We start from the raw sequence: 15,934 nt of genomic DNA, 5'->3' as shown, positions 1-15,934 counted from the left end.
TCTTTTGTCTTTTATGGAGGAAAATGTGCGGCGTTTTTATCAGGAAAGCTGGCAGGGAATCCCTTTTACGTCATTCTCGCACATTTCTTTTTTCCATCTGGCGGAGCCCAAGTTTTACGCCACTTTCTATGAAGAGCTGTTCCGGCGCTTCAAGGACTGGGACGATCTGCCCGCCATCTGGCGGCAGAACAAGCGCAAGGATGCCCAGTGGCTGGCCGCGCGCCTGCGCGAACAGGCCGCCCTGCGCCCTGAAGGTTCCGGCCCGCTGCGTGTGCTCTCCATCGGCAGCGGCGTAGGCTATATGGAACATTGTCTCGTGGAAGAGATGTCGGCCGACGAGCTGGAGCTGCACGTCAACGAGCCCAGCACCGTCAGCATGCGCTGGCTGCGCCGTCATGTGCCCAACGAGCGCATGTATATCGGCATGCCCCCGGCCTGCCTGCCGCCGGACGTCTTTTATGACGTCATCTATCTTTCCGCCGTGGACTACAGCATCCCCACCCGCGAGCTCCAGCACCTGCTGGGCGAACTGCGGGCACAGCTCGTGCCCGGTGGCCAGCTCATCTGTCTTTCGGCCTCGCTGCTGCAGGAAGACAGCTTCATCGGCAGCTTCGTCAACGCCCTCAAGATCGTCATCCGCGGTTTCCTGCACTTTTTGGGCATCCGCCGCCAGCAGTTCTGGGGCTGGCGCCGTACCCGCGACGAATACCGGGAGTTGCTGCGCAAGGCGGATTTCCGCCATCTGGAAGACGGCTGGCTGGAAGACGGCTTCGAGACCTACTGGATACGCGGCTGCTAGCCCGGCCGGAGACACGCCCGCTATACGATCCCGGATGCGTCTGCCGCGTCCGGGATATTTTTTTTCCGGCCGGGACCGGGCAGGGCCGAGCGTACGGCCAGGTGGGTGCTGAAATCCTCGGGCAGGCACAGGTGCAGGGCCCCGGGACGTCCGCCCAGCAGGCTGCGGAAGGCCAGATGCCAGACCGGCTGCTCATCGGGAACCAGCACGGCCAGACGCGGCAGGGACAGGCTGTGGCCGCAGCGGGGATGCCAGGACGAAGGCTTTCCGGCCAGGTCGAAGGCGGCCAGAAAGCGGTCCGCGAACTTGCGGGCCAGCATGGTCTCCAGCGCTGTCAGGGGGCGCCGGCCCGGGCGTTCGAAGCCCCCTGCGCCGAAGAACTCTTCCAGCAGGCTGAACACGAAAGCCCTGTCCAGCACGAGCAGCGCGGGCTCTTCCAGCCCTTCCAGGTCCACGGCACAGCAACAGGAAGCTTCGCGTATGCCGTCCGCCACGCTGCCGAAAGGACGGCGGCGCACGGGCAGCGGCGTCAGCTCCAGCAGGCGCCCCCGCTGCTCCTCCATGCTGGCGGCGCACAGACGGGCGCAGCGCGCGGCCAGGGCATCCAGCCGTGCTTCTCCGTCCGCAGGGGCGGCCGCTTCGGCCGGGGGAACGTCTTTTCCTCCGGCGGCGGGCAGGCCGTGCAACAGGGCGGCGATCTCTTCCTGTGAAAGTATGCTGCTCATGACTGTCGATTTCCCGTAGTTTGCGAAAAAGAATGCAAGAACAAGGCCAAACGGGCAAGGCTCCGAGGCTTGCCTTGCCCGGCGCCTTGAGGCAGTGTGGCGGCATGAAACTTTGTGTCCATGAGCTGCCCCGCACGACCGCCGGGCAGGATGAGATCCCGGCCGCGCCCCCGCGCTGCGGCCATGCGGCCCCCGGTGACGATCTGGCCCGGGCCGTCTGGCTGGGCGGGCTGGCGGCGCCCGTGCCCCTTTGTTCCGGCCTGGGCCGTTGCGGCCGCTGCCGGGTCCGTTTCCATGACCTGTCCGTGGCGCCCGAGCCCCTGCCGGAAGAAGAGGAGATCCTGGGCCCTGACCTGCTGGCCCGGGGCTGGCGTCTGGCCTGCCGTCGTCAGATAACTGACGCCATGGGCCCGGAACTGCATCTTGACGTGCCCGCCCCGGAAAAAATGACGGTCACGACCACGGCCGCGCCCTCCCTCCCGGCACAGGAGCATCTGGCCCTGGCCGTGGATCTGGGCACCACGTCCCTGTACTGGCGCCTGCTGGCCGTTCCCGACGGCCGGGAAGAACCGGCCCCTGACGATCTTTCCCAGCTCTGCCGTCCGCCCCTGCCGGTGTCCGTGGCGGCCGAAGGGCACGACCTCAACCCGCAGGCTGGAGCAGGAGCGGATATCATGTCCCGGCTGGCCGTGGCCAGCATGCCCGAAGGCCGGGCCCGGCTCGCGCAGCTGGTGCGCGACCATCTGGCCGCCCTGCTGCGGCAGCAGACGGCCTCCCTGCCCGACATCCCCGTGGAACGGCTGGTACTGGCGGCCAATACGGCCATGACCGACATTTTTCTGGACAGGGACATCAGCGGCCTGTGCGCCGCGCCCTACCGGCGCAGCCATGCGGGCGGCTGCGGCCTGTCCGTGGAAGGACTGCCGCCGCTGCTGATCCCGCCCCTGCCCGCGCCCTTCGTGGGCGGCGACATCAGCGCCGGGCTGCTCCGCCTGCTGGCCGACGGCCTGCCGCGTCCGCTGCTGCTGGCCGACCTGGGCACCAACGGTGAGCTGGCCCTCGTGGATGCCCAGGGGCGCCTGTGGCTCGCCAGCGTCCCGCTGGGCCCGGCCCTGGAAGGCATCGGGCCCCAGTGCGGCCGCATGGCCGGGCCGGGGAGCATCACCCATTTCGAGGTCTCGCCCCTGGGCCTGTCCTGCCACAGTGTGGACGGCCCTCTGGCCGCCGGAGCCGATGTGCAGGGCATCAGCGCCACGGGCTATCTTTCCCTGCTGGCCCTGTTGCTGCGGCTGGGCTGCCTGGATGCCGACGGCCATTTCCGCACGCCCACCTCACCGCTGGCCCGGCGTGTGGCCCCGCCGCCCCGGCAGTCCCGGACGGGGCTGTGCCTGCCCCTGCCGTACGGGCAATGGCTGGCCGCCGCCGACGTGGAGGAACTGCTCAAGGTCAAGGCCGCCTTCTCCCAGGCACTGGAGGCCCTGCTGCGGGCCGCCGGCCTGGCCGCGTCCGATGTGGCCTGTCTGGCCCTGGCCGGTGCCCTGGGCGAGCATTGCCCGCCTGCCTGTCTGGAAGAGCTGGGCTTTTTGCCTTCCGGCATGGGGCGGCGTGTGCGTGCCGTGGGCAACAGCTCGCTGGATGGTGCCGCCCTGCTGGCCGCCGAGCCCTGGCGCCTGCCCGCGCTGGCGCGCTGGTGCGCGACGGCCACGCTCGTCCCTGTTGCCGAAGATCCCGGCTTCCATGCCGATTACCTGCGCCATATGCGCTTTGGAGTCTGAATGTCCGATATCCGACAGAAAAAATACGGTGAAGCTCCGGCCCCTCGCGGTCCCCGTCCCGCGGCCCGCCCGACGGAACGCCGTTCTTTCCATGAAGAGTCCCGCAACGACCGCGAACGCGGACGCCGCCGTCCCGAAGCGCCGCGCCGCCAGTATTCCTCCTTTACCGGCGAACAGGCCGAGCGGCGGCGCCCGGAAGAGTTCTCCGGCTGGAGCCGTCCCGGCCAGCGGGAATCCCGCACGCCCCGTGACGGCCGCCCGTCCCCGTGGCAGATGGGATCCGAGCTACTGCCCGCCCTGCCTGACGTGGTCCGGCGGGAACTGGACGCCCTGGGGCAGGCCCTGCGCACGGTGCGCCCGCTGCGCAGCGCCCATTACCGCAACCTGCCTGCGGACATCGAGGCCCTTTCGCGCCTGCTGACCTGTGAGCGTTCCGGCCTCTACCGTCCCTACTGGAGCTCCCCGGCCAGCACCAGTGCCTATCTGTACTATTTCCTGCCCTGGAACGTGCTGCGTCTGGCGCGCCTGTTCCGTTCCCTGCCCCTGCCCGATCCCCGCCTCTGGCTGGAAAAAGGCCAGACGCCCCTGCTGCTGGACGGCGGTTCCGGCCCCCTGAGCGTGCCGCTGGCCCTGTGGCTGGCCCGTCCCGAATGGCGCGCCCTGCCCATCCAGGTGCTGGCCGTGGACAATGCCGTGCAGCCCATGGAACTGGGCCGTGACGTCATGGCCGCCTGGGGCGACATCCTGGGCCAGCCCGTCTGGCAGGTGCGTGTGGAACGGGGCTCGCTGGAGCACATGCCGCGCCTGGAACGCAAACTGGCCGACACGCTGGAGCGTCAGGAACGCCACCTGCGCCCCTGGCTGCTCACGGCGGCCAACGTGCTCAACGAACTGAGCGCCGAGAGCCGCCAGATGAACCGCGAAGACGACGAGGACGAGGAAGGCTCCGGCGGCGTGCGCCGTCTGGAAAGCCTCCTGGACGAGCTGGAGCCCCTGTGCTGGCCCGCGCCCCTGAACGAAGACGAGACCGGCAGCGCCGACGAGGCCCTGCTGCCCGCGGCCCTCTTCGTGGAGCCCGGCACCCGTCTGGGCGGCAAGACCATCAGCCGCCTGCGTGAAGCCGCTCTGGAACGCGACCTGATGCCGCTGGCCCCCTGCACGCACCGGGCCCCCTGCCCGCTGGCCCATGCCCATGCCGGACGCGGCTGGTGCCACTTCACCTTCGACTGTGAGGGCGCGCCGCAATGGCTGCAGGAGCTGTCCTCCGCCGCCGGTCTGGCCAAGAGCGCCCTGAGCCTGGCCCCCCTGTTGCTGCGTGCCGACCCGGCCGCCGGGGAGAGCCTGTTCGACGATATGGACGATTTTGATGACGAGGCCCCGGACAACAGCCGCGAAGCCGTGGACATGCTGCGCCAGCCCCGGCCCGTGCGTGTGCTCTCCTCGCCCTTCGTGGTGCCCGGTCTGCGCGGTCAGGCCCGCTATGCCTGTTGTGCCGCCGGTCTGGCCGTGGTGCCCGATGCCGCGGCCCTGCCCTCGGGGGCGCAGCTCACGGCCCGGGCCCAGGCGGACGAACATCCCGGCACGCCCCGCCGGGACCGCAAAAGCGGCGCCCTGCTGCTGGCCCTGCCCGCCGTCTCCGGCGGCAGCCGCGGACCGGGGCGCTCCGCAAGCCCCGAAGAACCGCGCCGGAACGTCCGTGACCGGCAGGAAGACAGATACGGGGACAGGCCCTTCGGCAGACGCCCCGGCGAACGTGACGGCCAAGACGGGTCCTTCCGCGACCGCCGCAACGGCAGCGACCGACCGCCCCGCCGGGACGACCGGCGCGAGGCCCCGGAAAGACCGGCCCGGCATCAGGACCGCCGTCCCGGACGCTATGAGGATGGCCGTCCTGACCGGCGCGACGATCCCCGCGCCTTCCCCCGGAACGACCGCAGGCCCGATGGCCGCCGCCCCGGGGACCGGCGCTCCGGAGACAGACGCCAGGGCGATGCGTCCGGACGCGGCCGTGGCCGTGGGGAGGACTAGGCCCCCTGCCTGCGGAGTGCCCGCAACGGTCAAAAGCGCCTTCATGCGCATATCCGTAGGCCGCCGTACAAGCCTCCCGTCTTGACCGGCAACGGCCGTGCCCGGCCGTCCGGAGCCTGACGGACGTCCACGCAACGAAAGCTGAGGGGAAGGGGTCCCGACCCCTTCCCCCTTGTTTTTCCTGCCTCTTTCCCTGCGGCGGGCAGCGGCACGGGCCAGGCGGAGCAGCCCCGGCAGGCTCTGCCGGAGCGGCTTTTCCGGCGCCCTGTGACAAAAATCTTTTTCCCGGGCCCGAAAAAATTTTTCTTTCGCCGCCTTTTCCTTTGCAGGGCAAGGCCCTGCGGGGATTTGCCCCCTGTGGGCCCTCCGGCAGTCCCTCCAGCCGATTTATCCCGAAAACATCCTGATTTTATTGGATAAGACAAAAGAGGGCTTTTCTTCTCCACTGGAGGAGGGCCTTTATTTTCCCCCGGGGAACGCGTATAAAGGGCTTTCGCCGTGCGGTTCCAGGACCGCCCGACCCGTAACCGATCGATCCAGCGTGCCGACTTTCCCCCAGCGGGAGGCCAGCCGCTTTTCTTTTTACCCAAAGGTCTGCCATGATCCCTCCCATGCCTCACGATCTGCCCGAGCCGCAGCTCAAGCCCAACACGGAAGTGGTGCTGCAGAAACGCTATCTGCACAAAAAAGCAGATGGCAGCACCGAGACGCCCCGTGACCTCTTCTGGCGTGTGGCCAGTGCCATCGCCGCTGAAGAAGCCAAGTACGAGCGTTCCCCCTTCACCGCCGAAGACCTGGCCCGCCAGTTCTACGACCTGATGACCAGCTGGCGATTCCTGCCCAACTCCCCCACCCTGATGAACGCCGCCAGCGAGCTGGGCCAGCTCTCCGCCTGCTTCGTCCTGCCGGTGGGCGACTCCATCGAAGAGATCTTCGATGCCGTCAAGTTCGCCGCCATGATCCACAAGTCCGGCGGCGGCACGGGCTTCTCCTTCTCCCGCCTGCGTCCCAAGGCCAGCCGTGTGGGTTCCACCGGCGGCGTGGCTTCCGGCCCGGTCTCCTTCCTGCGCATCTTCAATACCGCCACGGAGCAGATCAAGCAGGGCGGTACCCGGCGCGGTGCCAACATGGGCATCCTGCGTGTGGACCATCCCGACATCGTGGAATTCATCCGGGCCAAGGAGAAGGAAGGGGAATTCAACAACTTCAACCTTTCCGTGGGCCTGACCGAAGCCTTCATGCAGGCCGTGGAGCGCGACGAGAACTACGAGCTGACCGATCCCCACACCGGCAAGGTCACCGGCAGCCTGCGCGCCCGCGAGATCTTCGACCTGCTGGTCTGCCGCGCCTGGCAGACGGGCGACCCCGGCATCGTCTTCCTGGACCGCATCAACCGCGACAACCCCACGCCCGCCCAGGGCGAGATCGAGTCCACCAACCCCTGCGGCGAACAGCCCCTGCTGCCCTACGAGGCCTGCAACCTGGGCTCCATCAATCTGGCCTGCTTCTTCGTGCCCGGCCATGCGAGTGATGAAGACCCCGCCGCGGCCGGTATCGACTGGGACGGCCTGAAGCAGGTGGTGCACCTGGCCGTGCGCTTCCTGGACAACGTCATCGACGCCTCGCGCTTCCCGCTGGACCGCATCGACGAGACCGTGCGCCGCAACCGCAAGATCGGCCTGGGGGTCATGGGCTTTGCCGACCTGCTCTTCCAGCTGGGCATCCCCTATGATTCCGAGGCGGGCATCGCCCTGGCCGAACGCATCATGGGCTTCATCAATGCCGAAGGCCACGCCGCCTCGGCCCGTCTGGCCGAAGAGCGCGGCCCCTTCCCGGCCTATGCGGAATCCGTCTTCCCCCAGCGCGGCGAAGGCCCCTACCGCAATGCCACCGTCACCACCATCGCGCCCACGGGCACCCTGTCCATCATCGGCGGCTGCTCCTCGGGCGTGGAACCCCTGTTCGCCCTCTGCTTCACCCGCAACATCCTGGACGGCGAGCGCCTGGTGGAAGTGAACCCCTATTTCGAGGCCGCCCTCAAGGAAGCCGGTCTGGGCACGCCCGAGCTCATGGAACAGGTGGTGGAAAAAGGCTCCATCCAGTCCCTGGATGCCCTGCCCGCCGCCATGCGCAAGGTCTTCGTCACGGCCATGGACATCGATCCGGTCTGGCACCTGCGCATGCAGGCCGCCTTCCAGCGCCATACCGACAACGCCGTTTCCAAGACCGTGAACCTGCCCCACAGCGCCACCGAACAGGACATCCACGACATCTACTGGCTGGCCTACAAGGAAGGCTGCAAGGGCGTCACCGTATACCGTGACGGCTGCAAGAGCCTGCAGGTGCTGGCCACCGGCGAAGGCCAGAAGAAGATGGACGGCGAAGCCCCCGCGCCTGCGGAAAAGCCCCGCCTGGGCGTGGTGCGCAAGCGTCCCGAAGTGGTGCAGGGCTTCACCCAGAAGATCCAGACCGGTCTGGGCGCCATGTACCTGACCGTCAACGAGATCGACGGCAAGCCCTTCGAGGTCTTCGCCACCATCGGCAAGTCCGGCCGCTCCATCACGGCCAAGGCCGAGGCCATCGGCCGTCTGGTGTCCCTGGCTCTGCGCTCCGGCGTGGAGGTGCGCGACATCGTGGCCCAGATCAAGGGCATCGGCGGCGAACACCCCGTGTTCCGCGGCAAGGGCCTGCTGCTCTCCATCCCGGACGCCATCGCCTGGGTGCTGGAACGCCGTTACCTCAAGGACGAACATCTGGGTTCCGGTGTGGCCGACATCGAGGAACACCGCTGCCCCGAATGTGACGAGCCCCTGGTCTTCCAGGAAGGCTGCCTGATCTGCCCCGCCTGCGGCTTCTCCCGCTGCGGTTAGAACGATCCGTACGGAGGGGGCCGCCGGACGCTTCTGTCGCAGCACGACGGGGAGCTCTGCCGGTGGTCCCCTCTTTTTCGCCGCCTGCCGCCGCACGCAAAAGCGGATGCCGCCACAAAGCCCGCATCCTCTGCCTACGTGCCCGGCAGCATGCGCCGCTACCGGAACAGGACACGCGGAGAAGCCTCCGCCCGCCCCTTTGACCGCAGCCCGCGCCCGGCCTTCCGGGACGGCATCCCCAGTCTTATGGAGCTCCCATGAAATGGATCACCCACCAGACGGCGGGCGTCGGCGCCGCCCTGGCCCTGCACCTGCCGCTGGAAGGCGTGGTCGCCGCCTGTCTCGGCGCCATCCTGCCCGACAAGCTCGACCAGGCCATCGCCAAGCGCTCCCGCAACCCGCAGCGCACCTTCAACCAGATCCACCGCGGCACCACCCACTGGTTCGGCTGGTGGGTCGCCATCCTGCTGGTGGCGTGCAGCCATCTGGTGCCCCCGCACTGGCAGCCCGCCCTGCTGGGCATCGGCCTGGGCGGCATCAGCCATGTGGTGCTGGACATGCTGACCCCTTCGGGCATCCCCCTGCATCCCTTCTCCCGCAAGAACAAGCTCTCGTTCAAGGTCTGCTCCACCGGCAGCGTGGGCGAATATGTCTTTCTGGGCGTGATGCTCGTCCTGCTGGGCTTTTTGCTGGGCCCGGAGATGAAGGAGCTCATCCGCCACGTCCGCCAGCTGGGCATGCCCGTGCTGCATTTCTAAACCATAATTATAAGAATGGCCTAAGACCATAAGCTGGTCTTAGGCCATTTATTAATATAGCTATTCATCTTGTAAAGTAGAAGGTTCCGAAAATCTTCCAATTAGGAAACATAATATATTTACAAAATCTTGAGAGCATTTAAGCAGAACAAGTTCAGGATTAATGGAACAATCTAAAGATAAATGATTCTTTCCTGAAAGAGCATGAAAAAAACGATTCCGAATATTGACTACAAAATCAATATATTCAATAATGGTCAATTCAATACTAGTACCACTTAACAGATTTTGTTTATGCTCCTCAGACAAACAAATCGATATCCATTTTTTTTCGGAACTATCTAACTTGAGGGGGAATTTATAGGCCTTCTCCTGATCATCTAACAATTTTTTCAATGCTATTTTTAAAAAAAGTAACTCCCCACTATTTTTATCCATAGAATTAAAAAAAGATTTTAATTGTTCAAATGTTTTATCAAAGTCAGTAGTTTTTCGAACATATATTAACGGAATAGCATATGCAATTTTTTCTAGTATTCGATATACATGCAAAAAAGCCATGCCACCTTGTTTTGTGCGCTGATAAATAAAGCATGAGCATAACTCTAAAAGAACAAATTTATAAAAATTATTATTTCTATATATTTCTTCAGAAATAGTTTTTATTCCATTTATTCTACCTATATAGTCATTAAGAACATCTTCTTTTGCACCTAATACTCCGAGAACAGTAAGATCTTTAGCTTGAACTGTATTGACTTGTAAATTTCTATTTTGAATAGAAAAAGCCCCTTTAATCAAAAGCAGCACTACAAATAAATAGTTATTTTTAAATGAACTTTCCAACAAAAAGGTATTTACAATTGATGTCCTTCCAGAAATAGAAAATGATCCTACATCCATATTAGTCAACCTTATCTGACAAAAACATGAAAGCCTCAGCAGCTTCCATTCCCTGCTGATCAATTTTTACGATATCCTTAAAATATTGACTGACCATCTTACGCCGATGACTACTAACTTTTACTTTACTCACCTCTGTCATCGACAATACATCTTCTATAAATTGTATTTTAGTTAGTAACTCATCTGGAGAAAAAATTCTTATATTATTAAAGTTCTTTTTCATTGCAACTGAAAAACCTATTAAATTATTTTCATTTTGAAACCATTTTCTCACATCCTCCTCTACTGAGCACTTTGATATAAAAGATATAACATCACTATATTCAATATCGTTACTACCGACTCCTTGTTCTATAATACGAGTTGCAAGCAATTCATCTAATTTATCCTCAATAATTTTTTTATTATCAATAGTTGTTGTTCCACTTAAAAATGCAAGATAAGCATTTATAAAGCTAGATTTCTTAAATGCTCCCCTTGCCCTGCCTCCAAGGGCTTCCTTCTCTGTCAAAACATTAATATTTTCACCATCAAATTTATAAATATTGCTCAATAAAACTTCGATTTGGTGTCGAGCAGTCATAGGTTTCTGGCCATTATTTAATGTAATCATCCTATATAATAATTTATCATTTGACGGACATATCAATATGTTAAAAAATATTGGTAAGTTATCATCAAATCCATCTTCCTTCGAACTCCTCTGCAAGGTATTCAATCTTTGAATACCATCAAGTATAAATCCATTACGAATATTATCATTTACATACCCTTGCAATGATAATCTATCTTTTTCCAATCTATCCATATTAGGTTCTACAAAAGCCAAAGTGAGAGGAGGCATAATACAGCCCCTTGCTATATCATTTGCCAATCGATTATAAAATTTAGGACTTTGAATTTTTCTTTGAAATTCAAGTTTTTGCATCAGCGGAACAATATTCATCAAGGCATATTCATAAGTGACCCTACTCGTCAGATAAATACTATTAATTACATTATCTTTATCAATCGAATATATCTCAAACATAATCATCTCCTTTTTTACTTCTTCACCTTCACCGGCTCGGTATCCACCGGCGTCTCGTTGATGGCCACCAGCGCGGCCGTGCGGGCATGGATGAGCGTGGTATCGAACAGGGGTACGGCGATGTTCTCCTGCTGCACCAGCATGCCGATCTCGGTGCAGCCCAGGATCACGCCCTGCGCGCCCCGGGCGGCCAGATCCCGGATGGCCCGCAAAAAGGTCTCGCGCGAGCTGTCCTTGATCACGCCCCGGCAAAGCTCCTCGAAGATGACGCGGTTGATCTCGGCCCGGTCTTCCGCCTCGGGCACCAGCACCTGCAGGCCGTTGGCTTCCAGACGGCCGGTGTAGAAATCCTCTTCCATGGTGTAGCGGGTGCCCAGCAGGCCCACGCGCTGCACCCCCGCCATGTGCAGCTGCCGGGCCGTCACGTCGGCGATGTGCATCAGCGGGATGCCCACGGCGGCGGCGATCTGCGGGGCCACCTTGTGCATGGTGTTGGTGCAGATGACCAGGAAATCCGCCCCGCCCCGCTCCAGGGCCTGTGCGGCATCGGCCAGGATGCGGGCGCTCTTGTCCCAGTCCCCGGCCTGCTGGCAGCGCTCGATCTCGTCAAAATCCACGCTGTAGAGCAGGCAGCGGGCCGAATGCAGACCGCCCAGGGTCTGGGCCGTCACCATGTTGATGATCTGATAATAGGTCAGCGTGCTTTCCCAGCTCATGCCGCCCAGAAGACCGATGGTTTTCATGTGGCTCACCTCTGATGCTTCGATGATGCGCGTATGCCGGGACGATCATGTCCGGCACGATGCCCCGGAATGACGGGGCCCGCCCGTGGGGCAAGGCCGCGCCTTCTGTGGTCGCAGTGCTCCCGGCAGGGATGCCGTCCGGGGACGCCGGGCTAGATGTCCAGCTCCAGGCCCACGGGGCAGTGGTCCGAACCGTAGACGTCGTCCTCGATCCAGGCGTCGCGGATGTACGGTTTCAGCTCTTCCGAAACGAAGAAATAATCGATGCGCCAGCCCACGTTCTTCTCGCGGGCGCGCATCTTATACGACCACCAGGAATAGCGGCCTTCCACATCGCCGTGCACATGGCGGAAGGTATCCACATAGCCCATGGCCGTGAAGCGGTCCAGGAAAGCGCGCTCTTCGGGCAAAAAGCCGGTGTTCTTCTCGTTCTGCTTGGGCCGCGCCAGGTCGATGGCCTTGTGGGCGATGTTGAAGTCCCCGCAGACCACGATGGGCTTGCTTTTGCGGCATTCTTCCGCATAGGCCGTGAAGGCGTCGAAAAAGCCCATCTTGTAGGGCACGCGCTTGAAACGACCGGGGATGGGCTTGCCGTTCTCGTCCAGTTCCTCGGCGCCGCCGTTGGGGAAATAGCCGTTGAAGAAGTGGAACTTTTCAAATTCCAGATGCAGGATGCGCCCTTCGCCCTGCCATTCCGGCTGGGGCAGTTCGCAGCGCACGGCCAGCGGCTTGATGCGGCTGAACACGGCCACGCCGGAATAGCCTTTTTTCACCACGCTGGATGCCCAGTGGGCCTCCCAGCCTTCGGGGCTGGCCACCTCGGGCTTGAGCTGTTCGGGCATGGCCTTGGTCTCCTGCAGGCCGATGACATCGCAGGTGTTCTCGGCGAACCAGCGCCATTCGGGCTTGGCGGACACGGCACGCAGGCCGTTGACGTTCCAGGATACGAGTCTGATGGACATAGGACCTCCGCCGCCAGCATAGCGGCAGGCGTTGCCGGCCGCAAGCGCGGCATTGCGGACGGACCGTTTTTCTGGCAAAATCACCTGCGGCAATAATGCCAACATGAGCCAAGGAGAATCCGTATGGATATGCTTCCTATCCGCCGCGCCATCCTGAGCGTGACGGACAAAACCGGACTGGTGGAATTCGCCACCTTCCTGTCGCAGAACGGCGTGGAGCTGGTCTCCACCGGCGGGACCATGAAGGCCCTGCAGGCTGCCGGTCTGCCCGTGACGGCCGTCAGTGACGTCACCGGCTTCCCCGAGATCCTGGGCGGCCGCGTGAAGACGCTGCATCCCAAGATCCACGGGGGCATCCTTGCCAACAAGGACATCCCCGAGCACATGGCCACGCTGGAAGAAAAGGAGATCAAACCTTTCGACCTGGTCTGCGTGAACCTGTACGACTTTGCCGGTGCCGTGGAGCGCAAGCTCTCGCTCGAACAGGCCGTGGAGGAAATCGACATCGGCGGTCCCTGCATGATCCGCGCCGCTGCCAAGAACTTCCACAGCATCCTGGTGCTGCCCGGGACCAAATGGTACGCCACCGCCATGCAGGAGATGAAGGAACACGACATGAAGGTCAGCCTGGACTTCCGTCAGGCCATGGCCTCGCGTGCGTTCGAAGCCACCTCGCGCTACGACGCCCTCATCACCTCCTACCTGCGTCCGGGGGCCTAGCCATTTCCAGGCTCGAAGGCAACCTGCAGGGGCTCAAGCCCAGCCAGTTGAAGGCCCTCAACCGGCTGACCACTCGACGTTTCCCGGCCACCGATGTCTATACCATCGACCAGGCCCGGGAACTGTCGCTGTTGTCGCGCGCCCTGGGGCGTCAGCTGGGCATGCTCATCGACCGTAAAGGCCGCGTGGACATGGTACTGGTGGGCGAGGCAGGCGGGATCCTGATCCCGGAACTGCCCCGCGCCCGCTCCGGTGCCGACCGTCTGCGCGGCCTTCGTCTGCTCCACACCCACCTCACGCCCGACGGCCTCAGCCAGGAAGACCTCATGGACCTGCTTTTCCTGCGTCTGGACGCCATCATCGTGCTGACCGTCAATCCCGACGGCGACCCCGTGCAGTGGCAGGAGGCCCACCTGCTGCCCACGCCCGTGGCCGGGCAGCCCTACCGTGTGGAGCAGCTCCGCCCCTGGGACCAGACCAGCGCCCATTTCACCGCCACCGCCGAAGCTCTGGAAGAAGAGCTGGCCCGCAGGAGCGACGACACGCGCGAGGCCTCGGACGCGCCCCGTGCCCTGCTGGTCTCCGTGGCGGCCCAGCCCCGCATCATCCAGGAACGCAACCTCGACGAGCTGGCCGAACTGGCCCGCACCGCCGGCCTGGCCGTGGCCGGGCGCATGGTGCAGCGCGTGGCCCAGGTCAACCCCAAGTTCATCCTGGGCAAGGGCAAAATGGCCGAGCTGGAAGTGCTGGCCCTGGAGGGCCGCGCCGGGACCCTGGTCTTCGACGGCGAGCTTTCCCCGGCCCAGCTCCACAACCTGGCCGACATCACCGAGCGCAAGGTGCTGGACCGCACCCAGCTCATTCTGGACATCTTTGCCCAGCATGCCGTGACCCGCGCGGGCAAGCTCCAGGTGGAACTGGCCCAGCTGCGCTACACCCAGCCCCGTCTTACCGGCAAGAACCGCGCCATGGACCGCCTCATGGGCGGCATCGGCGGACGCGGCCCCGGCGAGACCAAGCTGGAGACCGACCGCCGCCGCAGCCGCGAACGCATGGCCCGCCTGCGCAAGGAACTGGACCAGCTGCGCCGCCAGCGGGCCTTCACCCGCTCCCGCCGCGCCCGTCGCGGCATCCCCATGGCCGCGCTGGTGGGCTACACCAACGCGGGCAAGTCCACCCTGCTCAACAACCTGACCCGCTCCGAGGTACTGGCCGAGAACAAGCTTTTCGCCACCCTCGACCCCACCACCCGCCGTCTGCGCTTCCCGGCCGAACGCGAGATCATCCTGGCCGATACCGTGGGCTTCATCCGCAACCTGCCCAAGGAGCTCATGGATGCCTTCCGCGCCACGCTGGAAGAGCTGGAGTCCGCCGACCTGCTGGTGCATGTGGCCGACGCCTCGCATCCCGACCTGCTGCAGCAGATCACCTCTGTGGAGACCATCCTCGAGGAGCTGGAGCTGCAGCACATGCCGCGCATCCTGCTGCTCAACAAATGGGACCTGCTGGACGTGCCCGCCCGCGCCGAACTGGCCGACGCCTTCCCGCACGCCATCCCCATCTCCGCCCGTACCGGCGACGGCCTCAAGCGCCTGCTGGAAGTGCTGGAGAACATGCTGCTCAGCACCCAGCAGAGCCAGCTGCTCATCCCCTTCGAAGACGACGGCCTCGTCCTGCAATAGCACGCCACAGGGGCAAGACCGCGGACGCGCTCCTTGTCCGGGGCGCCGTCGTCCAACCTGTTGTCCTTTTTTCCTGCCCGCTCCACAGGCGGCGGATCTCTTTTGACGAAAGATCATGGAAGCCGCCGCATAGCGTTTTGGTGTTGCATGCAGATGGCGCGCAACGTGCCGGTGCCATAAAAAAAGGGCCGCTTCCCAGCGGCCCTTTTGGCATCCTGACGACATCCTGCCGTCACACGACGGTGATCTTGCCGTTGTCTACAAGGTGACAGCGCCGTCGCTCTTGGGCGCCGGCTTGGGAGCGGGCTTGGCGGCGGGCTGCTGCGTCTTGGCCGGCGCGGCGGGAGCGGCCTTGGCCTGTCCGGCCTGGGCAAAGGCACGGGCCATGTTCTCCATGACGGCACGGCCCACCACGCGCCAGTTCTCGCCCTGCTTCCACAGGGCCAGCCAGGAGGTCATGCCGGCGGGCGTGGTGACGGAAGCCACGGCCGCCTCGGGGCCCAGCTCCACCACCTTGGCGTTCCTGAGCGATTCCGGCACCCACGGGCAGTCCGGGCGCTCGGCCTTGCGGCAATGGGCCATCAGCTCACCGGTGGAGACACCGCGGGTCAGGCTTTTGCGGAGTTTGTCCTCCATGTTCAGGGCGCTGCCCAGCAGCTGATCCATACCGCCCAGCCCCAGATCCTGCCCCAGGGAATCCAGCATGTTCAGGGCCTCGTTCTCGTTGGTCATGTTCCGCGCCTCGTTGGCGGCGAACCGGGGCATGTCGATCTGGGCCAGGAAGGTGGCGCTATCGTTCTTTTCCATGGCATCGGCCATGGCACCGAGCGGTTTTTCCGGGCCGGACGAAAGGCAGGACGCCAGCAGGCCGCACGACAGGGCGAGCGACGCCAGCAACAGGGATCTGCAATGCTTGTGCATAGGAGCCTCCATGCA

13 protein-coding genes are annotated in these 15,934 nt (G+C 62.7%); 7 read left to right on the top strand and 6 right to left on the bottom strand.

From position 1 onward, the window contains the following. The first annotated feature begins 25 nt into the window (after window positions 1–25). Window positions 26–799 (top strand): class I SAM-dependent methyltransferase, encoded by a 774-nt coding sequence (locus DESPIG_RS09760; protein WP_040369798.1) that lies wholly within the window; start codon window positions 26–28, stop codon window positions 797–799. Window positions 800–819: 20 nt separating this feature from the next. Here DESPIG_RS09760 and DESPIG_RS09755 read toward each other — a convergent pair whose 3' ends face one another. Continuing rightward, a complete protein-coding gene (locus tag DESPIG_RS09755) occupies window positions 820–1,524 on the bottom strand; it encodes a hypothetical protein (RefSeq protein ID WP_006008080.1) in 705 nt (234 codons plus the stop codon). A gap of 104 nt (window positions 1,525–1,628) precedes the next feature. On the opposite strand from DESPIG_RS09755, the gene DESPIG_RS09750 reads away from it, so the two are divergent. The 4 genes from DESPIG_RS09750 (at window position 1,629) to DESPIG_RS09735 (ending at window position 8,955) form a co-directional block, all read left to right on the top strand. Continuing rightward, window positions 1,629–3,299 carry an ASKHA domain-containing protein gene (locus DESPIG_RS09750; protein ID WP_081446866.1) on the top strand — a complete coding sequence of 557 codons (1,671 nt, stop codon included), beginning with the start codon at window positions 1,629–1,631 and terminating at the stop codon, window positions 3,297–3,299. Next, window positions 3,300–5,327, top strand: a complete 2,028-nt coding sequence (locus DESPIG_RS09745; RefSeq protein WP_006008076.1) for a small ribosomal subunit Rsm22 family protein — start codon at window positions 3,300–3,302, stop codon at window positions 5,325–5,327. Window positions 5,328–5,938: 611 nt separating this feature from the next. After that, on the top strand, window positions 5,939–8,197 hold the full coding sequence (locus DESPIG_RS09740) for a vitamin B12-dependent ribonucleotide reductase (protein WP_187119495.1): 2,259 nt from the start codon (window positions 5,939–5,941) through the stop codon (window positions 8,195–8,197). A gap of 257 nt (window positions 8,198–8,454) precedes the next feature. Then, entirely contained in the window at window positions 8,455–8,955 is a 501-nt protein-coding gene (locus DESPIG_RS09735; protein ID WP_006008068.1) for a metal-dependent hydrolase, read from the top strand. 60 nt (window positions 8,956–9,015) lie between these two features. On the opposite strand, the gene DESPIG_RS13845 is transcribed toward DESPIG_RS09735, so the two are convergent. From DESPIG_RS13845 to DESPIG_RS09725, 4 genes are all read right to left on the bottom strand, one after another. Continuing rightward, window positions 9,016–9,858, bottom strand: a complete 843-nt coding sequence (locus DESPIG_RS13845) for a hypothetical protein (RefSeq protein ID WP_006008066.1) — start codon at window positions 9,856–9,858, stop codon at window positions 9,016–9,018. 1 nt (window position 9,859) lies between these two features. Continuing rightward, window positions 9,860–10,891, bottom strand: a complete 1,032-nt coding sequence (locus DESPIG_RS14115) for a hypothetical protein (RefSeq protein WP_169304823.1) — start codon at window positions 10,889–10,891, stop codon at window positions 9,860–9,862. Between the two features lie 14 nt (window positions 10,892–10,905). Then, complete coding sequence (locus DESPIG_RS09730; RefSeq protein WP_006008064.1) at window positions 10,906–11,634, bottom strand: aspartate/glutamate racemase family protein; 729 nt, start codon at window positions 11,632–11,634, stop codon at window positions 10,906–10,908. 152 nt (window positions 11,635–11,786) lie between these two features. Further along, complete coding sequence (locus tag DESPIG_RS09725) at window positions 11,787–12,596, bottom strand: exodeoxyribonuclease III (RefSeq protein WP_006008062.1); 810 nt, start codon at window positions 12,594–12,596, stop codon at window positions 11,787–11,789. A 123-nt stretch (window positions 12,597–12,719) separates the two neighbouring features. Between DESPIG_RS09725 and DESPIG_RS09720 the strand changes: the two genes are divergently transcribed. Both DESPIG_RS09720 and hflX read left to right on the top strand, forming a co-directional pair. Beyond that, window positions 12,720–13,316 carry an IMP cyclohydrolase gene (locus tag DESPIG_RS09720; protein ID WP_006008060.1) on the top strand — a complete coding sequence of 199 codons (597 nt, stop codon included), beginning with the start codon at window positions 12,720–12,722 and terminating at the stop codon, window positions 13,314–13,316. Between the two features lie 47 nt (window positions 13,317–13,363). Continuing rightward, window positions 13,364–14,998, top strand: coding sequence for a GTPase HflX (hflX, locus tag DESPIG_RS09715; protein WP_006008058.1), 1,635 nt, complete (start codon window positions 13,364–13,366; stop codon window positions 14,996–14,998). Between the two features lie 258 nt (window positions 14,999–15,256). Here the strand turns inward: hflX and DESPIG_RS09710 are convergent, their stop codons facing one another. Further along, on the bottom strand, window positions 15,257–15,919 hold the full coding sequence (locus DESPIG_RS09710) for a hypothetical protein (RefSeq protein WP_147589014.1): 663 nt from the start codon (window positions 15,917–15,919) through the stop codon (window positions 15,257–15,259). Between the last annotated feature and the right edge of the window lie 15 nt (window positions 15,920–15,934).

Source organism: Desulfovibrio piger ATCC 29098, from assembly GCF_000156375.1.
Lineage (GTDB): Bacteria > Desulfobacterota > Desulfovibrionia > Desulfovibrionales > Desulfovibrionaceae > Desulfovibrio > Desulfovibrio piger.
The sequence above is the reverse complement of the archived record's forward strand: the minus strand, read 5'-3'. Positions and strand labels throughout refer to the sequence as shown.